Genomic DNA, 25,701 nt, shown 5'->3' with positions numbered 1-25,701 from the left:
CAAGTGGCGGCGGGTCAGCGATTAATATCGCTTTTTTTATCCGCCGCCAGCCCTTGTCTGATGGCCGTTCACCCCTTTTGCCAGGCGCGCATATCGTAACCTGTGGGAGATTGGTGCAACCGCAGATGAAATTGCTCGATGATGGCAAAAATGTGGTCGAAAATGTCGGCCTGGATCCCTTCGTAATCGGCCCAGGCGGTGGTCGCCGTGAAGCAGTAGATCTCCAGCGGCAGGCCGTCCGTGGTCGGTGCCAGCTGGCGCACCATCAGGGTCATGTCCTTGCGAATGCCGGGGTGGGCGCGCAGGTAGGCGTCCAGATAGGCGCGCAGGGTGCCGAGGTTGGTGAGGTGGCGGCCGTTGATGGGGCAGCTGATGGCGTCGCTCAGCTGCTGGTTGTAGGCGCTCAGCTCCTGCTCCTTGCGGCTCAGATAGGGCGCCAGCAGTTGGGCCTGCTTGAGCTGCAGCTGCTCGTCCGCCGTCAGGAAGCGCACGCTGGTCATGTCGATGTTGACGCTGCGCTTGATGCGCCGCCCGCCCGACTCTGTCATCCCCTGCCAGTTCTTGAAGGAGTCGGAGATGAGGGCATAGGTGGGGATGGTGGTGATGGTCTTGTCCCAGTTCGACACCTTGACCGTGGTGAGGCCGATGTCGGTCACCTCGCCATCCGCGCCGTACTTGTCCATCTGCAGCCAGTCACCGACGCTCAGCATCCGGTTGGCGGAGAGCTGGATGCCGGCCACCAGGCCGAGGATGGGGTCCTTGAACACCAGCATCAGCACCGCGGTCATGGCCCCCAGGCCGCTGAACAGGAACAGCGGCGACTTGCCGAGCAGCAGGGCGATCATCAGGATGCCCACCAGGGTGCTGCCCACCAGCTTCACCCCCTGGAAGATGCCGCGCAGGGGCAGATCCCGCCCGAGCCGGGTGTAGCGGCTCACCGACAGCAGGCAGTCGAGCAGGGCAAACAGCGCCAGCAGCAGGAACAGCAGGATCCAGAGCTGGGCCACCGTCTCGATGAGCTGCAGGCTTTCGGAGTCGCGCGGCAGCCAGATCTCGGCCTGCCCCAGCAGCACGGCCCCCTGCAGCACGAAGGCGAGCCGGTAGAACAGCCGCTGCTGCAGTTGGGGCGGCAACCACACCTGCATGGTCTTGCCGAGCACGCCCACCAGCCGCACCAGCAACACCCGGTGCAGCAGCATGTGCAGCACCAGCGAGGTGAGCACGATGAAGCCGAGGGCGATCACCAGCCCCGTCATGCCGGTCACCTCCAGTCCTAGCCCGGCCAGCCAGCGAAAAATCGTCTCCTTCATCCCATCCTCCTGTGCGTGAAACTGCGGTCAGGGTACGTATCTGCCACCCCATGTCAAATGGGCACCGGCCCACAAACGACAACGCCCGGCAGGGGCCGGGCGTTGTCTGGGAGCGAGGGGCGTTAGCCGACCAGGCTCAGGGCATCGCGGGCGATGACCAGCTCTTCGTTGGTGGGCATCACCAGCGCCAGGCGGCTGCCTTCGGCGGTGATGGGGCCCTCGCCGCCCAGCACGGCGGCGTTGTTGGCCTCCTTGTCGACCTTGAAGCCGAACAGGGCCAGACGATCCAGCACCATCTCGCGCACCATGGCGGCGTTTTCACCGATACCGCCGGTGAATACCAGGGCGTCCAGACGACCGTCCATGGCGGCGGCATAGGCACCGACATACTTGGCCACCCGGTAGGTGAACACGTCCAGCGCACGCTTGGCACCGGCGTCGGTGGCGTAGTTGGAAGTGACGTAGCGGCAGTCGCTGCTCGCCTCTGTCATGCCCAGCAGACCGGACTCGCGGGTCAGGGTGTGGTTGATCTGCTCCACGCTGTAACCGAGCTGGTCGTGCATGAAGAAGACTACAGCGGGGTCGATGTCGCCGGAGCGGGTGCCCATCGCCAGCCCTTCCAGCGGGGTCAGGCCCATGGAGGTGTCGACGGATTCGCCGCCACGGATGGCGCAGACGGAGGCGCCGTTACCCAGGTGGCAGTTGATGATGTTGAGCTCTTCGAGCGGCTTGCCCAGCGCCTTAGCGGTCTCTTCTGCAATGAAGCGGTGGGAGGTGCCGTGGGCGCCGTAACGACGGATGCCGTTCTCTTTGTAGAGCTTGTAGGGCAGCGCGTAGAGGTAGGCTTCCTCTGGCAGGGTCTGGTGGAAGGCGGTGTCGAACACGGCCACGTTCTTCTCTGCCAGCGCCGGGAAGACCTTGAGGGCGGCACGGATGCCGATGAGGTGCGCCGGGTTGTGCAGGGGAGCGAACGGAATGGCGGCCTCGATGCCGGCGATCACGCCATCATCGATGCGAACGGAACGGGAGAACTGCTCGCCGCCGTGCACGATGCGATGGCCGATGGCCACCAGCTGCTCGGCCAGGGTCGGATCCTGCGGCAGGATGTGACCCACGATGTGGTCGAGTGCTTCCTGGTGCGCGGCACCCGCGCCCAGCATGGCCTCGCCCTTGACGCCGTGGAGTTTCCATTTGATACGTGCATCATCCAGATTGAAGCATTCGGCCAGGCCGGACAGCATGTCCTCACCTGTTTCGGCGTCCATTACGGCAAATTTCAGGGAAGAGCTACCGCAGTTAAGGATCAATACCAACTTGCTCATGTTCTACATCTTCCTGTGCTTCGGCTTTATGCCGACAGTGTCGTGTCATCCAACATGGATGGGATTCCCCTGCCGGGGGCTTATGGTCGCAGGAAAGTGCGCCCAATTTTTCAATATGTTAAGTGCAAATCCGGATGATTCCGGCCACTCGTCTCAGTCAGGCTGCGCCAGCGGTTACAGGCCGGCCAGCAGCTCCCGATGCACCTTGACCACCAGCTTCTTCACCTTGGCCGGCGGGTTGGGGGTGCAGAGGGGGCGATGCAGTTCTCCCGGCCAGAAGATGGCGAAGTCGCCGGGCTGCAACGCCAGATAACTGGTCTGTTCGTCGTCGACGAACCAGAGATCGGGATGGGGGTGATCCGCCCCTTCGCTCGCGTAGGTGTGCGGGCCGACCCCGATCCACTCCTCGCCGGCGAGCAGCAGCTGGATGTCCAGGTACTGCTGATGGAACTCGCCACGGCGATCCGCCGCCGGCTCGGTCAGCTCTTCGCTCACCAGGCAGAACAGCTTGAGGCCGTCGACCTCCTGCTTGCCGAGCGGGGCATGCCGCCACCGGTCGACGCTTTGCACCACCTCGACCAGGATGCGGTCGAGCGGGGCGGGCAGCGGCATACGCTGCAAGGTATTCAGACTGCCGGTGATCATGGCGCTTCCTTAGGTGTATTCAGGCGACATCTTAGCCGCAAAATGAAAAAGGACCCGTTGAAGGTCCTTGTGTCACACCGTCTGCTATCCGTGCAGACCGGGATGGAGCCATGGCTCTCTCCGGCGTGGTGAGTGCACTGTTACACACTCATCCTCGGCTTGCCAAGCGGGGCAAGCGCGTTCGCCGGGTGATCGTACCAGCTGAAACAATATTATTCACTACTCCATTGCCGGCGACTTTGACCAGACGCAAAAACGGGAGCATCAGCTCCCGTTTTTTTCGCATCACCTGGTCAAAACCGGTGTCATTCAAGCCTTGGCGGCGTTCTCCACCGGTTTGGCGTACATGGCACGCCAGATGGCCTTGTGCTCTTCCGGCACCTCCGACTGACGGCTCAGGAAGGCGGCCTGCTCGATGGTATTGGCGTGGCCTGCCACATCCGCAGCCAGGTAGTTGCCCGGGAAGAGGCGGTAGTTGCCCCAGATCGCCTTGTCGATGAGCGCCGCCAGTTCGTCCGGATCGCTGAAGCCTTCGGTGATGGGGGCGCCGAAGGAGACGTGTACCCGCCCCTTCTGGCCGACGATGCCGGCGACTATGCTCTCGATGTCCTCGAACTCGCCCTTCTCGTAGCTGCCGTTGACCGACTTCTCGTACAGCTCGCGCGCCTTGGCCTTGTCGGTGGGATCCAGCTCGTAGCTGATGCTGACCGGCACGATATTGAGGCTGCGCATGTAGTCGACGAACTCGATCTTCTGCTTCTTGCCGTCCACGTAGAACATCTTGAGGATGGCCGGGTCCGTCTTGTCATCGCCGTTCTTGGCGCGCCCTTCCTTCTGGGCAATCCAGATGGAGTGCCCTTCGTGCACCGACTGGCCGATGTAGGCCGACAGCTCGCCGAGCGCCTTCATCATCTCCCGCGGCCCCTTGGCGGAGCGCTTGACGATGAAGCTCTTGTTGAGCTTCATCAGCTCGGTGGCGCAAGGCTTGCGCAGCAGGTTGTCGCCGATGGCAATGCGCACGGTATCGAAACCGTGGGTGTGCAGACCCCAGTTGACGAACGCCGGATCCATGGCGATGTCCCTGTGGTTGGAGACGAACAGGTAGCCCTGCTCTTTTTTAAGATGCTCAAGCCCGGAGAAGGTCACCCCCTGGGTGGAGGTGGCGATCATCCGGCTCATGTAGCGGGTCACCCCCATCTGCACCTGATGGATGGTGGTCACCTTGGACCACTTGTAGCGCAGGAACTGGCGGATCAGCGGGCGAATGGCCCAGCCCAGCCAGCTCATCAGGGAGCCGAAGCGATACTTGGCGATGGCGCCGATGAATTCATCATCCCGGATCAGCCGCTCGATGGCTGCCGGTACTTCCTCATCGCGGTAGGGGCGAATGTCCGCGAATCTATCTACTTCTGTCACAATGTCAGCCTTGCGTGTAAGGAGTCGCGGCCGGCGTGCGCCGGCCGGAAAATTCAGGGCGCAATTTTACACGCTTTTATGCCGAGGGGTATGCGGCGCAGCCAGATAGTGAGATCTGACCAGTAAAAAACAATGGCCCCGAACGGGCCATCATTTCACTCTTCCACCGTGAACGAGAGCATCATGCCGGTGTCTTCATGCTCCAGCAGATGGCAGTGAGCCATGTAGGCCCGCTCCTTCGGCGCCGTGTGATCGAAGCGCACCAGCACCTCGCTGCGCCCGCCCTCCACCTTGACGATATCCTTCCAGCCGGCGCGATGGGGGGCCACCGGCTGACCGTTCTCGCTCAGGATCCGGAAACGGGTGCCGTGAATGTGGAAGGGGTGCAGCATCATGTCCCCCTCCCCCGAGATGATCCAGCGCTCGGTGCGGCCGCGCTTGACCGCAAACTGCGGGTCGTTCATGGCGAAGGCCTGGCCGTTGATGCGGTTGCCGCCGTGCAAGTCCAGCGCGCCGCCCGCTTGCTTCATGTCGGCCATGTCGCCGTGATCCATCCCCGCCATCGACATCCCGGCCATCCCGTCGCCTTGACCGTCCATCTTCATCCCGGCCATGCTGCCCGTATCGCCGTGCTCCATGCTCATGCCCGCCATGGCGCCGTGGCCGTAGCGGCTCATCAGCGCCTGCATCCCCTGCCGGTCCAGCTCGGGATCCATCGACAGGGTCAGGGTGCGGCTCGGCAACTCTTGAGTTGCGGGCAGCGCAGGCAGCCGGGCCAGGCTGTCCGGCAGGCGTCCCTTGCCCTCGATCAGGGAGGGCCGGATCCGCAGCAGCGGCAGGGCCGCATCGAACGGCGCCAGGGTCATCCCCATCTGGCGCACCGGCAGGGTAAGCAGGTCGAACGCCTGGCCATTGCGGGCATCCACCATCACCTCGAAGCGCTCCCCCGGCAGCAGCGCCAGCTCGCTCAACGCCACCGGCTCCGCCAGCAGGCCGCCATCGCTGCCGATCACATACAAGGGGCGGCCATCGCTGGTCGCCAGCCTGAGGGAGCGAGCATTGCAGCCGTTGAGCAACCGCAACCGCAGCCAGCCGCGGGGGGCGTCGTGGGTCGGATAGACGGCGCCGTTGGTCAGCATCAGATCGCCAAACCAGCCGACCGCTGCGCTCATCACATCCAGCTGGTAGTCCACCTGATCCCGCCCATCGAGCCGCTTGTCCTGCAGCACCAGCGGGATGTCGTCCACCCCCCAGCGCTGGGGCAGCGGCAGCCGCAGGCTCTCCTCGTCGTCGAGGATGAAGAGCCCGGCCAGTCCCATGGCCACCTGATGGCCGGTCTGTCCGTGGGTGTGGGGGTGATACCAGCAGGTGGCCGCCGGCTGCTCGATGCGAAACGCCGCCTGCCACTCTTTGCCGGAAGGGATGCTGGCCTGCGGGCCGCCATCGGCAGTGCCCGGCACCTCCAGCCCGTGCCAGTGCACCGTGGTGGTCTCCGCCAGCTGGTTGGCGACCCGGACTCGCACCGCCTGCCCCTGGCGGGCACGCAATGTGGGGCCAAGCAGGTTGCCGTTGTAGCCCCAGCTGCGGGTCGGCTGGCGTCGCCACTGCATCTGGCCCGGCTGGGCCCTGAGCTGAAACACACCGCTGGCGTCCGCCTCCAGCAGCGCAGGAATCGGCAGGGCTGGCCGCTCGGCGGCAAGCGCCCGCCCCCACCAGGGCAGGGCACCGGCGACACCGACGGCGGTGGAGAGTTTGAGAAAATCGCGACGCTGCATAAGTCACTCCTCGTTGGCCAAAGCGGACCTTCAGCCTAAGCAGCAACCCTGCGGCAAGGTCAAGCCCTGCCGAGCCGGCGGCCGGACAGTTTCTGGCTTATCCGCTTGCCAGCAGAGCCATGGTCGTCAAGCCAGCGCCAGAGTGACTGCCGCCTCGGCGTGAATCGAAGTGGTGTCGTAGAGCGGCACCGCTGCCTCGGCGTCCCCCACCAGCAGGGCTATCTCGGTGCAGCCCAGGATCACCGCCTGGGCGCCCGCGTCGGCCAGCGCGCTGATGATGGCCAGGTACTCGGCCCGCGAGGCGTCGCGAATGTCGCCGAGGCACAGCTCGTCATAGATGATGCGGTGCACCCGCTCCCGCTGCGCCTCGCCCGGCACCAGCACCTCCAGCCCGAACTTCTCCTGCAAGCGCCCCTTGTAGAAGTCCTGCTCCATGGTGAAGCGGGTGCCGAGCAGGCCGACCCTCTGGATCCCGTCCGCTTGCAGCTGACGCGCGGTGGCATCGGCGATATGGAGCAGCGGGATGTCGATGGCGGCCTCAATCTCGGGCGCTACCTTGTGCATGGTGTTGGTGCCGATCAGCAGAAAATCGGCGCCACCGGCCTGGATGGCCCGCGCCTCGGCCGCCAGCAGGCGGGCGGTAGCGGGCCAGTCGCCGGCGTGCTGCAGCCGCTCTATCTCGGCAAAGTCGACGCTGCTCAGCAGCACCCGCGCCGAGTGCAGGCCGCCGAGCCGTGCTCGCACGCCCCGGTTGAGCGCCTGATAGTAGCTGACGGTGGACTCCCAGCTCATGCCACCCAGCAGACCGATACATTTCATGGGACCTCCTTCTGTGAACCGATCGTGTAAGCCGATCGTGTAAACCGATCGTGCAAACCAGACAGAGGGCGGCGCGCGTCATCGCACCGCCCAGGAATAAAAAAGGCCCCGCAGGGCCAACAAGACAGCCGGTAAAGGCCCGGGCGCAGGCCCGAACTAAATCCAGATCATCAGCACGCAGGCCGCCGTGGCGATCCCCATGCCGAGGTTGAAACGACGCCAGCCTCTGGCGGTGCGAATGAGGCGGCGCACCTGGGCACCGAACAGCACCCAGAAGGCCCCGGTATAGAGGCCGGTAATAAAGAAGATGGCGAGCACCCAGATGGCGGAGGGCCAGTAGGCCTCCCCCGCCAGGGTGAAACCGCTGATGGCGGAGAGCGCCATCATCCACGCCTTGGGGTTGAGCAGCTGCAGCATGGCCCCCTGATGGGCCGGGATCAGCGGCCGATTGCCCTCGGCCGGGCCGCTGGCGGTCGCCACCTTCCAGGCCAGCCAGAGCAGGTAGGCCGAGCCGATGAGCTTGAGCCCGTCGTGCAGCAACGGCACCTGCTCGAACATCACCCCCAGCCCCAGCGCCGTGGCCAGGATCATCAGGTTGATCCCCCCCACCACCCCCACCAGCAGGGGCACACTGCGGCGAAAGCCCTGGGCCGCACCGGCGCTGGTGAGCAGCATGTTGTTGGGGCCCGGCGTGCCGCAAGTGATGAGGGCAAAGCCCGCCAGGGGAAGCAACCAGTTCAGATCCATCTCAACCTCTTGATGATGCAGGGCGCCGACTCGGCGACAAGCCTTCTAATATGCAGAGCCGGTGCCCGTCAGACAAGGCCGCAAATGCACTTTCTTCGCATCTTTATGCGGCCTCTGGCAAGGCTCAGTACCAGAGCATCACCACGCAGAGCGCAGTCAGCGCCCCCAGGCTGCCGTTGAGGCGGCGCCAGCCCCGATCCGTGCAGATCCAGTTGCTGAGCTGATGACCGAACAGCACCCAGACGAAGCAGACCGGCAGCGCCACCAGCACGAACATGGCCATCACCGCGAACTGGCTCGGCCAGTAGCTGGCGCCGGGCAGGCTGAACAGACTGATGGCGGAGATCCCCATCATCCAGGCCTTGGGGTTGAGGAACTGAAAGCCCAGCCCCTCCAGCAGAGTAAGCGGACGGGCGCGCCGGGCCGGATCACCGGGAGCGCCGGCCACCGCGATGCGCCATGCCAGCCACAGCAGATAAAGGCTGCCGAAGATCTGTAAGCCAAGGCGCAGCAGCGGCCAGCGCTCGAACAGGGGGTAGAGCCCCAGCGCCAGCACCATCTGCAGCACCGGCTGGCCCACCGCCACCCCGATCAGATGGGGCAGGGTGCGGCGCACCCCGAAGTTGGCGCCGGAGGCGGTCAGCATGAGGTTGTTGGGGCCCGGCGTGCCACAGGTGAGCACCGCAAAGCCAAACAGGGTGGCATACCATTCGATCGTCATCTTTGTACTCCTGAACTGCGCACATTGTATCGATACAATGTGCTGTTTTTGATTGTCATTGGGTTCAAAATCACGCTATATTGCCGATACATTTCGATCAATGGATTTATTGTCACCATGACAATCTGGACCCCAGACCTCACCCCCTTCGCCGGCCCCCTCTACCTCAAGCTGGTGAAGGCCATCGAGCAGGCCATTCAGGACGGCTCCCTGCCGCCCCAGACCCGGCTGCCCACCCACAGGGCGCTGGCGGACAGGCTGGGGGTCACCGTCGGCACCGTCACCCGCGCCTATGGCGAGGCGGAGCGGCGCGGGCTGCTGGCCGCCCGGGTCGGCCATGGCACCTGGGTCAAGGGGGAGCATGAGGATCCGGCCAACGCCTGGGTGATCCGCAAGGAGGAGGGGCACCGCATCGAGTTGTGGCAGAACCTGCCAGTGCAGCTGGATCGAGCCGCCATCATCCGGCCCATGCTGGCGGAAGTGGCAGACGGGGATCTCAACGCCCTGCTCGGTTACGACAAGGAGGCGGGCCAGCCCGGCCAGCGCCAGCTCTTTATCGACTGGCTGACCGAGCAAGGGGTAGTGGGCAGCGAGGAGCATCTGCTGTTCAGCCACGGCGCCCAGCACGGCATCATGCTCTCCCTGCTGGCCACCGGCTGCGTGGGGGAGACCCTGCTGTGCGAAGGGCTCAGCTACCCCGGCATGCTGGGCAACGCCCGCCAGCTGAAGAATCAGGTGGTGGGGCTGGCGATGGACGAGGAGGGGCTGCTGCCCGACGCGCTGGAGGCGGCCTGCCGCACCCGCCGCGCCAAGCTGCTCTACCTCACCCCCACCCTGCAGAATCCCACCACCGCCACCATGAGCCTGGCGCGGCGCGAGGCCATCATCGCCATCGCCCGCCGTCACGATCTGCTGATCATCGAGGATGACGTCAACGGCCTGCTGCCCCAGCAACCGGTGACGCCGCTGGTCAACCTGGCGCCGGAGCGGGTCATCTATCTGGGCAGCCTGGCCAAGATCGCCTGCGGTGGCCTGCGGGTCGGCTTCGTGCTGACCCCGCCCCACTTGCGCGGCGCCTTCGCCCAGGCGATGCGACTGTCGAGCTGGATGGTGAGCCCGCTGCTCATCGAGCTGGCCTGCAAGCTGGTGAGCCAGCGCCAGATCATGCCTCTTGTAGAGCAGCAGCGGCAGATCCTGGCACGTCGCGGCGAGCTGCTGCGTCACCTGTTGCCGGAGGCCTGCTGGCAGGCGGGCTCCATGCACGCCTGGCTGCCGCTGCCGGAACCCTGGCGCAGCCAGGAGTTTGCCGAGGCCGCCAACGCCCTTGACGTCGGGGTGGCGAGCGGGGAACACTTCGCCGCCGGCCAGTTCGCCGCGCCGCAAGGGGTGCGGCTGAGCCTGAGCCAGCCGGCCACCGACGCCCGCGTCGCCGAGGCGCTGGAGCGGCTTGCCGGCCTGCTGCGCACCGCGCCGCCCACCAATACCCTGCTATAGTCAGCCCCGGCCCAGCCCATCCGTGGGCTCAAAGGAGAGCCCATGCACCCGACCCGCGCCCCGCTTTTGCTTCTCACCCTGCTGCTGGGGGGCTGCGCCTCCCCCGCTCATCAACAGCTGGGGGCGGCGCTGAGCGGGCTGGAGGGGGAGTTGCAGCGGCTGGAAGAGGAGCTGGCGGCCATGAACGGCCTGCACTATCAGAAGGCGATCGATGCCCCCCTCAGCCTGCGCCGCAGGCTGAGTGCTCCCGTCCCCACGGCACAAGGGCTGCTGCCCAGCCGCAGCACGCTGACAGACGGTCCCCTGCTGCGCTACGACTACCAGCTGCCGGCCGGCATGGCCAGCCTGCCCCTCACCGACCCCTGCCTGCGCTACGAATTCGAGCTGCGCCACCTGGGCCGCCTCGGCCAGCTCGCCCTGCACTGGCAGGGGGCGGCGGGCTCGGGAGAGCAGTTGATCCAGCAGCGCGACTGCCCCTTTTCGGCCAAAGGGCCCGGCCTGCAGTAGGCCCGCCGCCGGCCGACCTGCCCCTATGGTCAGTTGAAAGGGGCGAAGGCATCTTGTAGCGTGCCAGCATCCCGACTCCTGCTGGAAGCGCCCATGAAACTGACTCCCCTGTGGCTGGCCCTGTGCAGCCTGCCCGTCCTGGCCTGCGGCCCGGATGGCTGCGAGACGCCGCTCACCCTGCAACTGACCGCCGCCCAGTGCCACCTGAACGGGCTGCCGTTCCTCTCCCCCGACAACGACACCCGCACCAACCTGGCGCTGCTGCTGGCCGATGAGCAGGCCTTCTCGCTGCCCAAGGCGCCGCTGCCGCTGCCCTTCGCCATCGAGGATCTGCTCAACCCGGCCCGGCTCAACCCGACCCAGGCCGAGCCGGCCCCCGCCGGGCCGGATCCCCTGCTGGCGCTGGCCGCCGGTCTTGGCATCGAACAGAGCACCACCCAGGCCGCCCTGGAGCGGGCCGCCGGCTGGAGCGAGGGGCGCTGCATCAGCAACAACCCGGTCGCGGCCGAAGCCTTCCTGCAGGCGCTGGTCGACACCCCGGCCCTTGGCGCCGATGAGCGCAGCCAGCTGGCCCGCCAGCGGCTGGCCATGCTGGGCCAGTGCGCCCAGCAGGCCGAAACGGCCACGGCGCCGGAGGACAAGGCCGCACCGCTGTCGGCCGCCGGCCAGGGCTTTGCCGACTACCTGGCCGCCAGCCGACTCTTCTATCAGGGGGAGTTCGCGCAGGCCGATGCACAATTTGCCGCCCTCGCCGGGCAGGATCAGCCCTGGCTGAAAGAGACGGCGGACTACATGCGGATCCGGGTCGCCCTCAACCAGTCCCAGCAAAGCGCCTTCGATGACTGGGGCACCCTGGATCGCAACCAGATTGACCAGGCTGCCGTGCAGCGCGCCGAGCAGTTCATCGCCGACTATCGCAGCCGCTACCCAGAGGGGCGCTATCTCGGCTCCGCCAACGGGCTGCTGCGCCGGCTCGCCTGGTTCAAGGGGGACGAAGCGACGCTGGCCGGCCTGTTCCAGCAGGCGAGCCGCCAGCCGGGCAACCCGGAGCTGCTCACCGAAATAGACCTCAAGCTGTTGATGCAGCCCGGTTTCACCGGCTCAGCCGCCATGCCGCAGCTGACCCTGGTGCAGGATCTGCGCCGGCTGCGGCTGCACGAGAGCTGGGACGAGTGGCTGCCGCTGCAAAGCGGCGAGCTCGCCCAGCAGAGCGCCCAGTTTGCCAGCAACCCGGCCTGGCTCGCCTATTTGCAACAGGCCGAGCGCTACTATCTGGCCAAGGATTATGCCGCCGTCATCGCCGCCGCTCCCGCCCTTGGCAAGGGGCCACTCGACAACCTGGCATTCAGCCAGCAGGTGCTCAAGGGCATGGCGCTGGCGGCCAGCCAGGCGTTGCCCGAGGCGGAGCAGCAGTGGCGCGCCCTGCTCGCCAGCCAGCCCACTCCCTTGCAGGATCAGCTGCTGCAACTGGCGCTGGCCATGACCCTGGAACGGGCCGGCCGGCTGGAGCAGGTGTTTGCCAAGGAGAGCCCCATCCAGAGCGATCACTACCGCATTCCGCTGCTGGAGTACGTGGCGCCGGCCCCGCTGCTGCGCCGCATGGTGCAGGATGAGCAGGCTTCCGACACCCTGCGCCAGCGGGCCGGCCACACCCTGCGCTACAAGCAGCTGACCCACGGCGACTACCGGGGCTTCCTGCAGGATCTGGCGCTTGCTCCGCTGGCCGCCCCGTTCGACTGGCAAGGGAGCCAGGAGTATCAGTGCCCGGCGCTCACCGCGGTGGTCACCACCCTGGCGGACAACCCCAAATCCCCCAAGGCGCTCAACTGCCTCGGCGAGTTCTTCCTGAACAAGGGGCTGGACTGGGATCCGCTCCTGCAGCGGCCGGGAGCCGACACCCTGGCGGGCAGCCGGGATCTGTTTGCCGGCCAGCAGCGCAGCCGGCTCGACTGGTATCAACAGGTAATCGCCAACCCCAAGGCCGCCAAGGAGGAGAAGGCCTACGCCCTCTACCGCGCCATCAACTGTTACGCCCCGAGCGGCAACAACAGCTGCGGCAGCCAAGAGATCCCCCTCAGCCAGCGCAAGGGCTGGTTCAACACCCTCAAACGCCAGTACGGAACGAGCCAGTGGGCCAAGCAGCTCAAATATTACTGGTGATGCTGGCGCTGCTGGGCGCCGAGGCCAGCGCCGCCGTCGAGGCGAGCCACTACCGCCAGTTCTGGCTGTGGGCCGGGGTCAGGCCCCAGCCGGTGCTGCAGCAGGCCGAGCGGCTCTATCTGCATCAGGGGGAGATAGGCCCGCTCGATGCGCGCCAGCCCGTGCGTTTTCAGGGGCAGGGCATAGCGCCGAGCAAACTGCCGGTAAAGGAGCTCTGGCTCGCCTATCGGGTGGAGCGGCTCGACTGGGATGAGGCCCTGCTCAAGAGCCTGACCAACCAGCTGGCGGCCTGGCAGCGCAAAGGCAATGAGGTGCGCGGCGTCCAGATCGATTTTGATGCCCGCACCCACCGGCTGGCGGACTATGGCGACTTCCTGCGCAAACTGCGCAGCCAGCTGCCCGCCGGCTGCGCCATCAGCATCACCGGCCTGCTGGACTGGACCCGCACCGGCGACGTCGCCACACTAAACGCCCTTGCCGGCGTGGTCGACGAGCTGGTGGTACAGACCTATCGCGGCCGCCGCACCGAGCCCGGCTACGCGCGCTACCTGCAAGCGCTGACGCGGCTGACCCTCCCCTTCAAGGTGGGGCTGGTGCAGGGAGGCGAGTGGGATCAAACGTGGGAAAGCAGGCTGGCCGACTCGGCGGCCTATGGCGGCGTGGTGGTGTTTCTTGTCAATCCGGCGCCCTCTCGCCCTCCCCATCTGGTGAGCCCGGGTGAGGGGTTGACCGGCACGGCGCCTCTGTAACAGAGTAATAGCTCTTTTTGACTCCATCACATGCCATACTTGTTCCGATCCTGAACCGGCCAAGGAGTGCCAAGGATGCAGATCCTCCTGATCGAAGACGACACCATGCTCAGCACGGCGCTCTCCCAGGGGCTGAGCCAGCAGGGCATAGCATCAACCCAGCTGACCCACTGCAAGGAGCTGGCAACCCTGCCAACCCTGCTGCGCCAGCAGTCGTTCGACGCCATCATCTGCCACCAGAGCCATCACCAGGACCTGGAGGGAGTACGCATGCTGCAGGAGGCTCACTATCTGGGGCTACTGGAGCCGGGCTGCGTGCTGTTGTTGCTCAATGCAGACCCGGAGCTACTCCACTATCCCCCCTCGGATCTCTACTTTTCCCTGCAGCTGACCATCCCCTTTACCCAGGAGCAACTGACCACCCGCCTGCGCGAGCTGGTACAGCTGACCGGGCTGACCCGGGCCCTGCCGGCCCCGATGCGGCTCAGGGAGTGGCAACTGAGCTGTGCCCTGTGCGAGGACCTGCTCTATGAACAGCAGAAGTATCGGGAGCTGGGACAACAGCTGGACCGGAGCAAGGGCTACATGCTGCTGCAATGGCAGGATCACTTCCATGCCTCCCAGCACTACGCAGTCTGTACCACGGAATATGACGCCTGGTGGCCGCGCAAGGGATTGATCTACGCCCTGCTGGGACTCGGCAGGCTGGAGAGCGCGCGCAAGGATCTGGCCCGCAACCGGGAACGGCTGCCGCCGGCCCTGCAGCTGGAGCTGGCGCTGGCCTGTCTGCTGCACGAGGGGCAGTGGGAGGCGGCCTGGGACGTGATCGGCCATCTGCTGCAAAAAAATGCCTGGCAACCGGAGTGGCGCCAGGCGGCCATTCTGCTGGCACTGCTGATCAAGGATGAGGGCAAGGCGCTGGAGCAGGCCAACGCCCTCAGCCTGCGCTTCTTTGCCGATCACAAGCTGCGGGTATCCATCGAGAACTTCATCCTCAATGCCAGCCTGGCGGTACTCTGGCACTACCCGAGCGCCGCCAGGATCAGCTCACTGCAGCAGGAGTATCGCTACCTCAACCAGGCCGTCACCCTGCGAGCTCATGAGGACGCCCTGCTCAAGGCGCTGATGCTGAGTCTGGACTACCGCTTCGACGAGGCCCTGCTGCTGCTGGCCAAGCACCCGCCGGAGAGCGCGCGGGACAACCACCTCAACCAGCTGCTCGGCTTCGCCGTCAGCCAGTTCTGCGGCCTGCCCCACCACGCCAAACGCTACCTGACCCAGCTCGGCCAGTATCAGGCCAGGGTCGCCCCGGCCCCGCTGCTGCAACAGTTGTTCAAGCAGGTCGTCATCGACTTGACGAAACAACTGGAGCGGCGCGAGCTGCGGCTGACCTATCTGCGCCAGGAGCGGCAGCGGGCCAGCGCGGCGGGCCAGCATCAGCTAGCTGTGCAGTATGCGCTGACCCTGCAGGAGGAGTTCCCGGCCCTGCCTGGCGATGCCTGGCAGTTGCTGGAGCTGCTGCAACTGTGCTGGCCGGCCGGCATGGCAGCTCCCAGGGTGGCGCTGCTGGTAGACCGGCTGGAGCGGCGTCTCAACCACAGCGCCTCCTTCATGGAGCATCATGCCAAGGAGTACCAGAAGACGCTGCTGCAGATCCGCTCACACCTCAATACCCGCCTGCCCACCACGCCCCCCAACTAGGCCCTCAGGCCCGGCCAGCACCGGGCCGCTCTTACAGCAAGCCCCGCACCAGGATCCCGCCGATCAGCAGCGGGGCCACCAGCCGCCAGCACCAGAGCAGGCAGAACCGCAACACTGGCGAGAGATCCGCCGGCACCATGCGATCCCCCAGTCGCCAGCCCAGCAGCAGGGTCAGCACCAGGCCGAACAGCGGCATCATCAGGTTGGAGGTGAGGTAGTCCAGCAGATCGAAGATGGTCTTGCCGAACAGGGTGTACTCGGCCCAGGGGCCGAACGACAGGCTCACCGGAATGCCGCAGGCCATGATCAGCAGGGTCAGCACCCGGCAGGCGCCACGGCGCGACCAGCCCCACTCCTCGGTGGTGAAGCGCACCAGGTGCTCCAGCATGGAGATGGAGGAGGAGAGCGCCGCCACCAAGAGCAGCAGGAAGAAGACCACTGCCAGCCCCTGGCCGAACGGCAGGTGGTTGAACACCGCCGGCATGGTCATGAAGGTGAGGCCGGGGCCGGCGGTCGGATCGATGCCGGTGGAGGCGAGCACCGGGAAGATCATCAGCCCTGCCAGCACCGAAATGAGGCTTGCCAGCGTCACCACCCAGACGCCGGAGCGCAGCACGCCGTCACTGCTGGGCAGGTAGGCGCCGTAGGTGGTGTGTACCCCCAGGCCAATGGAGAGGGAGAAGAAGGCGAGCCCCAGGGCATCCAGCACTCCCTGGCCGGTAAGCTGGCTGAAGTCGGGCAGCAGGAACTGGCGTACCCCGGTCATGGCGCCGGGCATGGAGAGGCCGGTCACCACCAGCAGCAGCATCATCACGAACAGGGCCGGCATCATCCAGCGCAGCGCCCGCTCCACCCCCTTCTGCAGGCCCCCCTGCACGAACCACCAGGTGAGCCCGGCAAAGATGAGGTGAGTGATGGCCGGCCAGAGAGGATCGCTCACGTAACCGGTGAAGAGGGCGGTGAGGGCGCTCGCCTCACTCAGGTTGAGCTCGCCACCGATGGCCAGGGCCGCGTATCCCACGGTCCAACCCCCCACCACGCTGTAGAAGCTGTAGATGAAGAAGCCGCACAGGATCCCCATGTAACCCATCCAGCGCCAGTTCGGCCCCACCAGCTTGCGGAAGGCACCGAGCACCCCGCGCTGGCTGTGGCTGCCGAGCAGGGTCTCCCCCACCTGCACCGCCACCCCCAGGGTGAAGCTGAACAGCAGAAACACCAGCAGGAAGGCGCCGCCGCCGTTGGTGGCGGTCACATAGGGAAACTTCCAGATGGCACCAAGACCGATCGCCGAACCGGCGGCTGCCAGCACATGACCGAGACGGGAAGACCACTGAACCTGGCTCATACAACCTCCGGGCAAGACAACATCACATCGATACTCCATGGATAACCGCACGGTGCGGGCAACAAAAAAGGCCGCCTGGTGGCGACCTTTGCAATGAACATTCAGACAAGCTGTGCGTGCAAGGTCACCTCTCTTGCGAGCCAAAAAATCGACCGAACAGTGCGCAGTGGGGTGACATGAATAAGCGGGCCTGAATGCCAAACGGGATCACAGCCTAAACCATGGAAAGAAAAATTGACACAACGCGATCAACTTTTTTTCATCCCCCCCTTCAAAAAGGGATTCTCTGCCGCGGCCGGCAAAGATCATCAGGCAGCCCAATCCCTTGAGCAATAATAGAGTTAGCCTCGGCAGGCCGGTCAGCGACCGCCCGTGGCGACCCCCTTGCGCAACATGGATGCACCGACGTGACGCACCTGACCGGATACTGGATGAACTGGCTGCTGCCCTGGCTACTGCTGCCCGCCCTGGCGCTGGCCACGCCGCAACCCCCGCTGACCCTCATCAGCCACGAGCTGCCCCCCTTTACCCACACCAGTAACGGCAAGCTCGGCGGGCTGGCGGTGCAGCTGGTGCAGGAAGTCCAGCAGGAGATGGGGGTTCACTACCCCATCAAGATCTACCCCCTCAAGCGGGCGCTCGCCCTGACCCGGGTCGAACCCGGCTTCGCCCTGTTCGTCATCCTGCGCACGCCCCATCGGGAGTCCCAGTTCAAGTGGGTGGGGCCGCTGTTTCCGAACCGGGTGGTGATCTACCAGACCAGAGGCAGCAAGCCGCTGACCGATCTGGCCCAGCTGCGCAAGCTGCCGCGGGTCGGCGTGCTGCTCGGCAACGCCGATGACGAACTGCTCACCCGAGAGGGTTACACCAACCTGGTGCGCTGCCAGACCATCGAAGATGCCATCGAGCTCCTGGTGCTCGGCAAGATAGACGCCTTCCCCATGGGGGATCAGATCATGCCGGCCATCCTGGCCAAGATGAAGTTCTCCCCCCGCAGCGTGGTGAACTCCGGGTTGCTGCTGCAGGAGAACTGGCTCTACATCGTCTTCTCGAAGAGCGAGGATGACGCCGTGATCGCCCGCTGGCAGGCCGCCGTCGACAAGGTGCGGGCCCGCCACCCGCAGGCGACGCCGGCCCCCCTTCATCCCTGAACCGGTTATACCAGCCCGCGTACCAGGATGCCGCCGATGAGCAGCGGTGCCAGCCAGCGCCAGCAGCCCATCAGCAGGGTGTGCCAATGCAGGGCCAGGCCGGCGGGCAGCGCCTGGCGACCGAGCCGCCAGCCCAGCAGCAGGGTGAGCGCCAGCCCGAACATCGGCATCATCAGGTTGGAGGTGACGAAGTCGAGCAGCTCGAAGATGTTCTTGCCAAACAGGGTCACGTCCGCCCAGGGGCCGAACGACAGGCTGACCGGAATGCCGTTGGCCATCACCAGCACAGTGATCAGGCTGCAGGCGGCCCGTCGTGACCAGCCCAGACTCTCGCTGACGAAGCACTGCAGGTGCTCCAGCAGCGAGATGGCGGACGAGAGTGCCGCCACCACCAGCAGGGCGAAGAACACCACCGCCAGCCCCTGGCCGAACGGCAACTGCTGGAACACCGCCGGCATGGTCATGAAGGTGAGACCCGGGCCGGAGGCGGGATCGATGCCGGTGGCCGCCAGCACAGGGAAGATCATCAAGCCCGCCAGCACGGCGATGAGGCTTGCCAGCAATACCACCCAGAGGCTGGAGCGGCCGACCCCCTCGCTGGAGGGCAGATAGGCGCCATAGGTGGTGTGGATGCCCAGACCAATGGAGAGGGAGAAAAACGCCAGCCCCATGGCATCGAGCACGCCGGACATGCCGAGCTTGCTGAAGTCCGGCATCAGGAAGTGGCGTACCCCGGCCATGGCATTGGGCAGGGTGAGGCCAAAGGCCACCAGCATCAGGATCATGATGAAGAGGGCCGGCATCATCCAGCGCAGGGTGCGCTCCACCCCCTTCTGCACGCCCCCCTGCACGAACCACCAGGTGAGCCCGGCAAACAGCAGGTGGGTAAGCACCGGCCAGAGCGGATCCCCCACATAGTCGTTGAAGCGGGCGGTCAGGGCCGCGCCATCACCGTGCTGCAGGCTGCCCGCCAGCGCCATGCCGGTGTAGCCCAGGGTCCAGCCGCCCACCACGCTGTAGAAGCTGTAGATGAGCAGGCTGCTGAGCAGCCCCATGGCGCCGACCCAGCGCCAGCGCTTGCCCATCAGCTCACCGAAGGCTCCCACCACCCCGCGCCGGCTCAGGCTGCCGAGCAGCGTCTCTCCCATCAGCACCGCCACTCCCAGGGTGAAACTGAACAGCAGAAACACCAGCAGGAAGGCGCCGCCGCCGTTAGCGGCCGTCACATAGGGGAACTTCCAGATAGCGCCGAGACCGACTGCGGAACCGGCGGCGGCCAGGATATAACCGAGCCGGGATGACCATTGGGACTGCTTCATAAGAACTCCAACCGTGGGGCCCGCCACAAGGGGCCCAAAATGACGCTCAGAGTACGGGGGGGGCTGCGCAATCACAACGCCGCTTATCTGGATAAAACGCACGTTATTGGCAGCACTGACTAATTAAATTCCATTTAGCGCACAATCCTGCCAACAAATAAAAACCGGAGCAATTTTGCTCCGGTTTGGCACTGTGGTGAGCCCGGTTCGGGGACTAGATCACCCCCAGCTCCCGCAGCCGCTCCATCAGGTAGCTGTGGGCGGTATGACGCTCGGAGAGCACCACGTCCGGCCGCGGATGGAGGAACAGCGGCAGGGAGATGCGTGACTTGGCGGCGCTGCCGCCGGTCGGGTTGATGACGCGGTGGGTGGTGGAGGGGTAGTAGCCGCGGGAGGCCTCCTGCAGCATGTCGCCGATGTTGATGATGAGAGTGCCGAAATCGCACGGCACGTCCATCCACTCGCCGTCGGACCCCTTCACCTGCAGGCCAGGTTCGTTGGCGGCGGGCAATATAGTCAGCAGGTTGATGTCTTCGTGGGCGGCGGCGCGGATGGCGCCCGGCTCTTCGGTGCCGTCGAACGGCGGGTAGTGCAGCACCCGCAGCAGGGTTTTCTGGCTCTCTTCAATCATGGAGGAGAGCGGGCAGCTGTAGTGGGCGGCGATGTCGCTCGGGGTGTACTGCTCGACCCAGCCCAGCAGCTCGGCCGCCAGGTCGTTGGCGAGGCGGTAGTACTCCATCGCCTGCTCTTTCAGCTCGGCAGGCATCTGGCCCCAGGGGTAGATGTGGAAGTACTCCTTGATGTCCTTCTGGCTGTGGCCCTTGGCCACTTCGGACACCGACGGCGGGAAGTAACCGTCCTGAGTCTCGCGATTGAACAGGAAATCCTGCTTCTGCTCGCTCATGAAGAAGCGATACCAGTTGTCATAGATGGACTGCACCAGCTCTTTCGGGATGGGGTGATTGGTCAGCACCCCGAAGCCGGTGGTCCGCAGGGATTCGGTGAAGCGCTGCGCCGCGTCGGGCGAGCGGTAATCGACGGTCAGGACTTTCATTGTTTTTGTTACGCGCCAGTTAAAAGATGGCGCAGTTTACCCCGTGACCGGCGACAAGGAAAGGGCGCGGGCCGCCACGTCGCCAGCCTGCGCAAATAGTGACAAACCGCTCAAAAAACGGCGCCGGCCGACGCCGCTTTTCATCCCTTGTCCTGCCCCGGCATCCTCTCTAGAATGCCCCCCATCATCTCTCTCGGAGCCCGTCGTCCATGTCCCCCAAGATCCTGTTGCTGACCCTGCCCTTCCTGCTCGCCGGTTGCAGCTCGCTGTCGGAAGAAGAGTGCCGCACCATGAGCTGGTACAACCTGGGTTATCAGGATGGTGAGCAGGGCAAGACCCCGAGCGCCACCCGCGACTACGTCTCGACCTGCGGTGAATACGGTCTCAAGGTCGATGAGGCGGAGTGGAAACGGGGCTATGCCAAGGGGCTGGAGCTCTACTGCATTCCCGAGCTCGCCTACAGCAAGGGCAAGTCCGGCGCCGAGTACCTGGGGGTCTGCCCCAACGATGCCAGCTTCCTGACCCAGTACGATCGCGGCCGCAAGGAGTACCTGGTGGAGAAGCAGCTGAGCGATCTCAAGAGCGAGATGGAGCGGACCGAGCGCGACATCGAGACGCTGGAGCGCCAGATCCGCAACGAGAACGACAGCAAGCAGCGCGACTACTACCGCGCCCAGCGCGAGCGCGCCATCCGTCACTACGAGGGGCTGCGCCGCGACTACAACAGGATCCGCTTCCCGGATCGGGTGATCCAGTTCACCTTCGGGAACTGACAAACCAAAAGGGGCCGACAGGGCCCCTTTCTGTTTCTGTCCCTCTCTGTTTCTGCCCCTCAGGCGGGCAGAACCCAGCGCTGCAGCGCCAGCGCGATGCCGTCTTCGTTGTGATCGGCGGTAACCCGATCCGCCAGCGCCTGGATCTGTGACGCTGCGTTGCCCATGGCCACCGCCAGCCCCACCTGCTCGAACATGCTGATGTCGTTGTTGTTGTCACCAAACGCCACCACGTTCTCCATCGCGATCCCTTCACTCGCAGCCCACTGAGCCAGCCGGTTGCCCTTGCTGCAGCCGGGCTGCACCAGCTCCACCGCATAGGGCGCCGCCCAGTCGCAGGTGAGGGGCAGCTGCGCGACCACCTCTGCCATGAAGTGATGAAGCAGGGCGGGATCCTGGTTGAACAGCTCCAGCTTCCAGACCGGCCGGCTGAGCCAGCTCGCCAGATCCTCCGCCGGCAGCAGGGAGATCTTGAGATGATCCGGCTGGGCCGCCGACCAGTGGCGCATCCGGGTCACATGCTCCTCACAGCCGAGGTAGCCGATCCCCTCATCGAGGTGGAACAGGGCCCCCATCTGATGTGCCTGCACCTCGGCCAGCAGCCGGCCGAGAGGGGACACCGCCAGCGGATCCCCGCTCAGGATCTTCTCCTGCACCGGATCATAGAGGTAGGCGCCGTTGCTGCAGATGATGGGGGTGTCGAGGGCCAGCTCGTGATGGAAGGGACGGGCTGTCATGAAGTGGCGCCCCGTCACCAGCAGCACCTTGATGCCGTGGGCGCGGGCCTGGGCCAGTGCGGCCCGGGTGGCGGACGAGATCTTGTGATCCCGGGTCAGCAGAGTGCCATCCATATCCAGTGCAATGGCCTGAAAACGACTCATATCACCTCCAAAATGTCGAAACGAATGCGGTGCCATACCTACCCGCTTCCAACGCCAGGGCCTGATAACAACTCATATCACCGCCAGGCGTGTCGAAACGAATGCGGCGCCATATCTACCCGCTTCCAACGCCAAGGCCTGATAACGATTCATGCCACCGCCAAGGGCTGAGCATCGCAAGGTACAGATGAAGCAAGGGAGCACCGGGCGATCGGGCAAGCGAAGCAAAGAGCCATACCGTCCCAGAGTCGGCGCCACGATGCAAGCGCCGGCAGCCCCCTCCGTCTCGTTCTGTGATCCCGTCAGCCGGCTTCGACCTGGGCGTCGAACCGCTGCCGCCGATCCGCCGCCCGGCGCAGGCCATAGAAGCCGGCTGCGCAGAGCAGACCACACAGCGCCGCCAGATAGAAGGGCCACTCGGTGCCCGCCAGCAGCACCAGGCTGCCGACCGCCACCGCCAGGATCTCGCTGCCCACCGCCAGTCCGCGATAGAGCCCCATCGCCTGCCCCTGCTGCTCGGCGTGGCTGCGGTTGGAGACGGCCACCGAAGTGGCCAGCTCCCCCAGGCTCATGCCGATGCCGACCGGGATAAAGGTGAGCGCCAGCCCCCACCAGTGGCTGGGCAGGATGAAGAGCAACATGCCAGCCGCCATCACCAGATGACCGACGATCCCGAGGGAGCTGCCGCGCCAATGGCGAGCCAGACGGGAGCCCAGCCAGGATCCCGCGATCATGGGCACGCTCACCAGCACGGCGGCCTGCGCCAGCTGCACCGGATCCCAGGCCAACCGCTCCACCAGCCAGACGTTGAAGTAGGTGAAATAGAGCTGCACCGCCCCGTAGCTGAGCAGGGTCAGCACGAAGTAGGGTAGCAGCACCGGCTGCAGCAACAGTTGACGGGAAGAGAGGGCCGGTGCCGGCTGCTCACTGCGGGCCACCGCCGGCCGATTGGGCAGCAGCCAGAGCACCAGCAGCAGGTTGACCAGGGTCATGGCCACCGCCAGCCAGGCCGCCAGGCTGTAATCACCGGATACCACGGCCGCATAGCCGCCGATCATGGGGCCCACCACCCAGCCCAGGTTCATGCCGATGTTGATCCAGGCGAAGCTGCGCGCCTTGGTCTTGGCGGTGCTCATGTCGGCCGCCATGGCCTGCACGATGGCGATGTCACCGTTAAAGAAGCCCTCCACCACCCGGCTCAGCAACAACAGTGGCAAGGAACGCCAGGCGATCCCCAGCGCCATCAGGGCATAGCCCACCAGCACCCCCACCAGACAGAGGGTCAGCACCGGCTTGCGGCCATGGCGATCGGAGAGCTTGCCCAGCCAGGGGGAACCCACCAGCTGGAACAACGGATAGAGCCCCATGATGATCCCCAACCACACCTTGCGACTCCAGTCCGACGCTTCCGGCGTCAGCATGCCCTGGGCCGGATCCAGCAACAGCGGCGCCAGCACCGGGGATGGCAGGCTGAAGCCCGCCACCGCCAGCGTCACCGTCATCACCAATACCCACAAGCTGGCCTGTCCCTTGCTCCTCTCCATCTTCGCCTCATTAAATAAAGTTATTGGTTTATTTATGTTGGCCAGTGAACGGGATTAAGTAAAGCGAATTGTTGATTAAAGAAATCCCTCTCCCCATAATGGGTACCTGAGCGCCACCCCTCTGGCGTGCCAGCCGATCACGAGAGCCGCCCCATGAATGCCAGCACCGACAAGATACTCCACCTGTTGAAGACCAAAGGCCCCCAGAGTGCCGCCGAGCTTGGAGAGCAGCTGCAGATGACCTCCATGGGCGCCCGCCAGCACCTGATGACGATGGAGGCCGACGGCTGGGTGAGTTTCAACGACGAGGCCCGCGGGCGCGGTCGACCGGTGCGGCTGTGGCACCTCACCGAGCAGGCCTGGCAGCGTTTCCCCGACAGCCACAGCGAGCTGACCCTGCAGCTTATCGACAACATCCAGCAGCTGTTTGGCGCGGTAGGCATGGAGCGGCTGATCGACCAGCGGGAACAGCAGCAGCTGGCCCGCTATCAGGCCGAGCTGAACCAGCCGGCGCTGGCCGACCGGCTGGCCAGGCTCAAGGAGCTGCGCTGCCGGGAAGGCTATATGGCTGACTTGCGTCAGGAGGAGGATGGCAGCTGGCTGCTGTGGGAGAGTCACTGCCCCATCTGCGCGGCGGCGAGCGCCTGCCGGGGCTTTTGTCGCAGCGAGCAGGCGCTGTTTCGCCGCTTGCTGGCGCCGGCCGAGGTGGAGCGGGAACAGTATCTGCTGGAGGGGGATCACCGCTGCCTCTACCGCATCCGGCCGCAGCAGGGCTGAACGCCACGCACAAAAACAACAAAGCAGGCGCCGGGATGCCTGCTTTGTTGCCTTCGGGGAGGGGATGTCCTCGTTCCAGCCCGTCGTAGCCCGATAAGGTGGGACGGCTGATGGGGCTCTTGACCCGGTAAGGTCCTTCACCACAGAGACCGGGTTGGGTTTCTGTCTTGCCACCGGAAGATGTAACCATGGTACCCCTGCCGGCACGGTGAGTGGTTGCGAAGTAGCATGTATTTTCAGTTGTTTTTGCAATAGTTCACCCTTAATCTAGGAAAAGTGAATTAGTAATTGCAACGAGGAACGGAGAATGCTGAAACTTGATCGCATTGACAGGCATATTCTGGAGTTGATGCAGGAGAATGGCCGCATCAGCAACCTGGAGCTGGCCGAGCTGGTCGGGCTCTCCCCCTCCCCCTGCTCCCGCCGGGTCAAGGCGCTGGAAGATGCTGGCCTCATCGACACCCACGTCACCCTGCTCAACGCTCGCCAGCTGGGGCTGACCCTCACCGCCTACATTCATATCTCCATGGACCGCCACACCCCGGAGCGGTTCGAGAATTTCGATCGGGCCATCAGCGAACTGCCGGAGGTGCTGGAGTGCGACCTCATCACCGGCAACGACGCCGACTACCAGCTCAAGGTGGTGGTGCGGGACATGGAGCACTATCAGCACTTCCTGCTGGACAAGCTGACTCACATTCCGGGGGTGACCGGGGTGCGATCCAGCTTCGTGCTGCGCCGGATCAAGCACAAGACGGCGTTGCCGCTCAACCACCTGGGTTGAGCGTCGGCCGCCCAGATCAGCGCGAGATAAAAAAGAGGAGGCCCAAGGGCCTCCTCTTTTTACATGTTCAAACTGCTGGTGCTGGCAGGGTACTCAGACCGCCACCTGGCTCACATCCTGCACCTGCAGGAGCCAGCCGGCCTGCTCCTGCTGGGGCTCGCCGCTGACCCGCAGCCGCTCGCCGGTTGGCACCCACTGCCCCTGGGGCAGGGAGACCAGCAGGCTCTCGCTGCCGTTGTCGAACAGCCAGCGATCCTCACCCAGCGACTCAATCAGATAACCTTCCATCTCCACTCTGGACTCGGCTTGCCAGGATGGCGCAACGGAATCACGGCTCTCGATGAAATCCCCCTGAACACCAAAACTGGCCAGCCCCCACAGAATGGAGAGCCCAACCAACGATGATTGCATCTCGTCTCTCCTCTTTTGGAACTGTAGGGCCAGTATGGGAAGAGAAAACTGAGCGCACCATGAACAAGGTGGCAAAGTGCCGACGGGATCGCGAAAAAAACCGGCCAATCGGCCGGTCGTGTCATTTTATGGCGTCTGGATCACACTATTTGGCGGCTTCCTCTGCCATCCGTGCGGCCCTTGGCTTATTCGTCCACATGGCAACACCGCGATGATCCGCGCAGATCCCCTCCTCCACCACGGCCCGCACCCGGGTGCCGTCCTTGCAGATCGCCTGCCAGGCATCGGCATCGTCG

General features: G+C 65.0%; 23 protein-coding genes. 9 read left to right on the top strand and 14 right to left on the bottom strand.

Annotation, left to right across the window (positions count from 1 at the left end; genetic code table 11):
* Positions 1-68: 68 nt before the first annotated feature.
* From AB5Y98_RS07930 to AB5Y98_RS07895, 8 genes are all read right to left on the bottom strand, one after another.
* Positions 69-1,310: a mechanosensitive ion channel family protein gene (locus tag AB5Y98_RS07930; protein ID WP_368231675.1), complete on the bottom strand. Its 1,242-nt coding sequence runs from the start codon at positions 1,308-1,310 to the stop codon at positions 69-71.
* Positions 1,311-1,432: 122 nt separating this feature from the next.
* The gene (locus tag AB5Y98_RS07925; protein WP_268009627.1) at positions 1,433-2,632 is read right to left on the bottom strand and encodes an acetate kinase; all 1,200 of its coding nucleotides are present in this window, start codon (positions 2,630-2,632) and stop codon (positions 1,433-1,435) included.
* A gap of 174 nt (positions 2,633-2,806) precedes the next feature.
* Positions 2,807-3,277: a YhcH/YjgK/YiaL family protein gene (locus tag AB5Y98_RS07920; protein WP_368231674.1), complete on the bottom strand. Its 471-nt coding sequence runs from the start codon at positions 3,275-3,277 to the stop codon at positions 2,807-2,809.
* Positions 3,278-3,586: 309 nt separating this feature from the next.
* Positions 3,587-4,693 carry a 1-acyl-sn-glycerol-3-phosphate acyltransferase gene (locus AB5Y98_RS07915; RefSeq protein ID WP_005304801.1) on the bottom strand — a complete coding sequence of 369 codons (1,107 nt, stop codon included), beginning with the start codon at positions 4,691-4,693 and terminating at the stop codon, positions 3,587-3,589.
* 155 nt (positions 4,694-4,848) lie between these two features.
* On the bottom strand, positions 4,849-6,468 hold the full coding sequence (gene cueO, locus AB5Y98_RS07910; protein WP_065018809.1) for a multicopper oxidase CueO: 1,620 nt from the start codon (positions 6,466-6,468) through the stop codon (positions 4,849-4,851).
* Between the two features lie 126 nt (positions 6,469-6,594).
* A complete protein-coding gene (locus AB5Y98_RS07905; protein WP_368231673.1) occupies positions 6,595-7,287 on the bottom strand; it encodes an aspartate/glutamate racemase family protein in 693 nt (230 codons plus the stop codon).
* 156 nt (positions 7,288-7,443) lie between these two features.
* Positions 7,444-8,034, bottom strand: coding sequence for a LysE family translocator (locus AB5Y98_RS07900; protein ID WP_024941670.1), 591 nt, complete (start codon positions 8,032-8,034; stop codon positions 7,444-7,446).
* Positions 8,035-8,158: 124 nt separating this feature from the next.
* Positions 8,159-8,755, bottom strand: coding sequence for a LysE family translocator (locus AB5Y98_RS07895; RefSeq protein ID WP_010636218.1), 597 nt, complete (start codon positions 8,753-8,755; stop codon positions 8,159-8,161).
* 117 nt (positions 8,756-8,872) lie between these two features.
* Here AB5Y98_RS07895 and AB5Y98_RS07890 point away from each other — a divergent pair, with 117 nt between their 5' ends.
* From AB5Y98_RS07890 to AB5Y98_RS07870, 5 genes are all read left to right on the top strand, one after another.
* A complete protein-coding gene (locus tag AB5Y98_RS07890; protein ID WP_025201183.1) occupies positions 8,873-10,249 on the top strand; it encodes a PLP-dependent aminotransferase family protein in 1,377 nt (458 codons plus the stop codon).
* 42 nt (positions 10,250-10,291) lie between these two features.
* Positions 10,292-10,756, top strand: coding sequence for a hypothetical protein (locus AB5Y98_RS07885; protein WP_211030227.1), 465 nt, complete (start codon positions 10,292-10,294; stop codon positions 10,754-10,756).
* Positions 10,757-10,849: 93 nt separating this feature from the next.
* Entirely contained in the window at positions 10,850-12,916 is a 2,067-nt protein-coding gene (locus AB5Y98_RS07880; protein ID WP_368231671.1) for a hypothetical protein, read from the top strand.
* Positions 12,886-13,665: a DUF3142 domain-containing protein gene (locus AB5Y98_RS07875; protein WP_368231670.1), complete on the top strand. Its 780-nt coding sequence runs from the start codon at positions 12,886-12,888 to the stop codon at positions 13,663-13,665. The genes AB5Y98_RS07880 and AB5Y98_RS07875 overlap by 31 nt, the downstream gene beginning before the upstream one ends.
* A gap of 75 nt (positions 13,666-13,740) precedes the next feature.
* Complete coding sequence (locus AB5Y98_RS07870) at positions 13,741-15,366, top strand: hypothetical protein (protein WP_258118780.1); 1,626 nt, start codon at positions 13,741-13,743, stop codon at positions 15,364-15,366.
* A gap of 31 nt (positions 15,367-15,397) precedes the next feature.
* Here the strand turns inward: AB5Y98_RS07870 and AB5Y98_RS07865 are convergent, their stop codons facing one another.
* Positions 15,398-16,711 carry a sodium-dependent transporter gene (locus AB5Y98_RS07865; protein WP_043171902.1) on the bottom strand — a complete coding sequence of 438 codons (1,314 nt, stop codon included), beginning with the start codon at positions 16,709-16,711 and terminating at the stop codon, positions 15,398-15,400.
* A 431-nt stretch (positions 16,712-17,142) separates the two neighbouring features.
* Between AB5Y98_RS07865 and AB5Y98_RS07860 the strand changes: the two genes are divergently transcribed.
* Positions 17,143-17,862, top strand: coding sequence for an ABC transporter substrate-binding protein (locus AB5Y98_RS07860; protein ID WP_005304833.1), 720 nt, complete (start codon positions 17,143-17,145; stop codon positions 17,860-17,862).
* Between the two features lie 5 nt (positions 17,863-17,867).
* Here AB5Y98_RS07860 and AB5Y98_RS07855 read toward each other — a convergent pair whose 3' ends face one another.
* Together AB5Y98_RS07855 and AB5Y98_RS07850 are read right to left on the bottom strand one after the other, a co-directional pair.
* Positions 17,868-19,181: a sodium-dependent transporter gene (locus AB5Y98_RS07855; RefSeq protein WP_005304835.1), complete on the bottom strand. Its 1,314-nt coding sequence runs from the start codon at positions 19,179-19,181 to the stop codon at positions 17,868-17,870.
* A gap of 214 nt (positions 19,182-19,395) precedes the next feature.
* On the bottom strand, positions 19,396-20,235 hold the full coding sequence (locus AB5Y98_RS07850; protein ID WP_010636209.1) for an isopenicillin N synthase family oxygenase: 840 nt from the start codon (positions 20,233-20,235) through the stop codon (positions 19,396-19,398).
* A 209-nt stretch (positions 20,236-20,444) separates the two neighbouring features.
* On the opposite strand from AB5Y98_RS07850, the gene AB5Y98_RS07845 reads away from it, so the two are divergent.
* Complete coding sequence (locus AB5Y98_RS07845; protein WP_010636208.1) at positions 20,445-21,008, top strand: DUF2799 domain-containing protein; 564 nt, start codon at positions 20,445-20,447, stop codon at positions 21,006-21,008.
* A 59-nt stretch (positions 21,009-21,067) separates the two neighbouring features.
* Here AB5Y98_RS07845 and AB5Y98_RS07840 read toward each other — a convergent pair whose 3' ends face one another.
* Positions 21,068-21,889, bottom strand: a complete 822-nt coding sequence (locus AB5Y98_RS07840) for a Cof-type HAD-IIB family hydrolase (RefSeq protein ID WP_368231668.1) — start codon at positions 21,887-21,889, stop codon at positions 21,068-21,070.
* A 302-nt stretch (positions 21,890-22,191) separates the two neighbouring features.
* Complete coding sequence (locus tag AB5Y98_RS07835; protein ID WP_054543474.1) at positions 22,192-23,433, bottom strand: MFS transporter; 1,242 nt, start codon at positions 23,431-23,433, stop codon at positions 22,192-22,194.
* A gap of 153 nt (positions 23,434-23,586) precedes the next feature.
* Here AB5Y98_RS07835 and AB5Y98_RS07830 point away from each other — a divergent pair, with 153 nt between their 5' ends.
* Both AB5Y98_RS07830 and AB5Y98_RS07825 read left to right on the top strand, forming a co-directional pair.
* Positions 23,587-24,210 (top strand): helix-turn-helix transcriptional regulator, encoded by a 624-nt coding sequence (locus AB5Y98_RS07830; protein ID WP_368231667.1) that lies wholly within the window; start codon positions 23,587-23,589, stop codon positions 24,208-24,210.
* Positions 24,211-24,517: 307 nt separating this feature from the next.
* Positions 24,518-24,994: an Lrp/AsnC family transcriptional regulator gene (locus tag AB5Y98_RS07825; RefSeq protein WP_005304871.1), complete on the top strand. Its 477-nt coding sequence runs from the start codon at positions 24,518-24,520 to the stop codon at positions 24,992-24,994.
* 93 nt (positions 24,995-25,087) lie between these two features.
* On the opposite strand, the gene AB5Y98_RS07820 is transcribed toward AB5Y98_RS07825, so the two are convergent.
* Entirely contained in the window at positions 25,088-25,405 is a 318-nt protein-coding gene (locus AB5Y98_RS07820) for a hypothetical protein (protein ID WP_005304873.1), read from the bottom strand.
* Positions 25,406-25,701 lie beyond the last annotated feature (296 nt).

The sequence above is a fragment of the Aeromonas sp. s3 genome, from assembly GCF_040907805.1.
Taxonomy (GTDB): Bacteria; Pseudomonadota; Gammaproteobacteria; order Enterobacterales; family Aeromonadaceae; genus Aeromonas; species Aeromonas dhakensis.
Note: the sequence above shows the minus strand (reverse complement) of the source record. Positions and strands in the feature narration are given on the sequence as shown.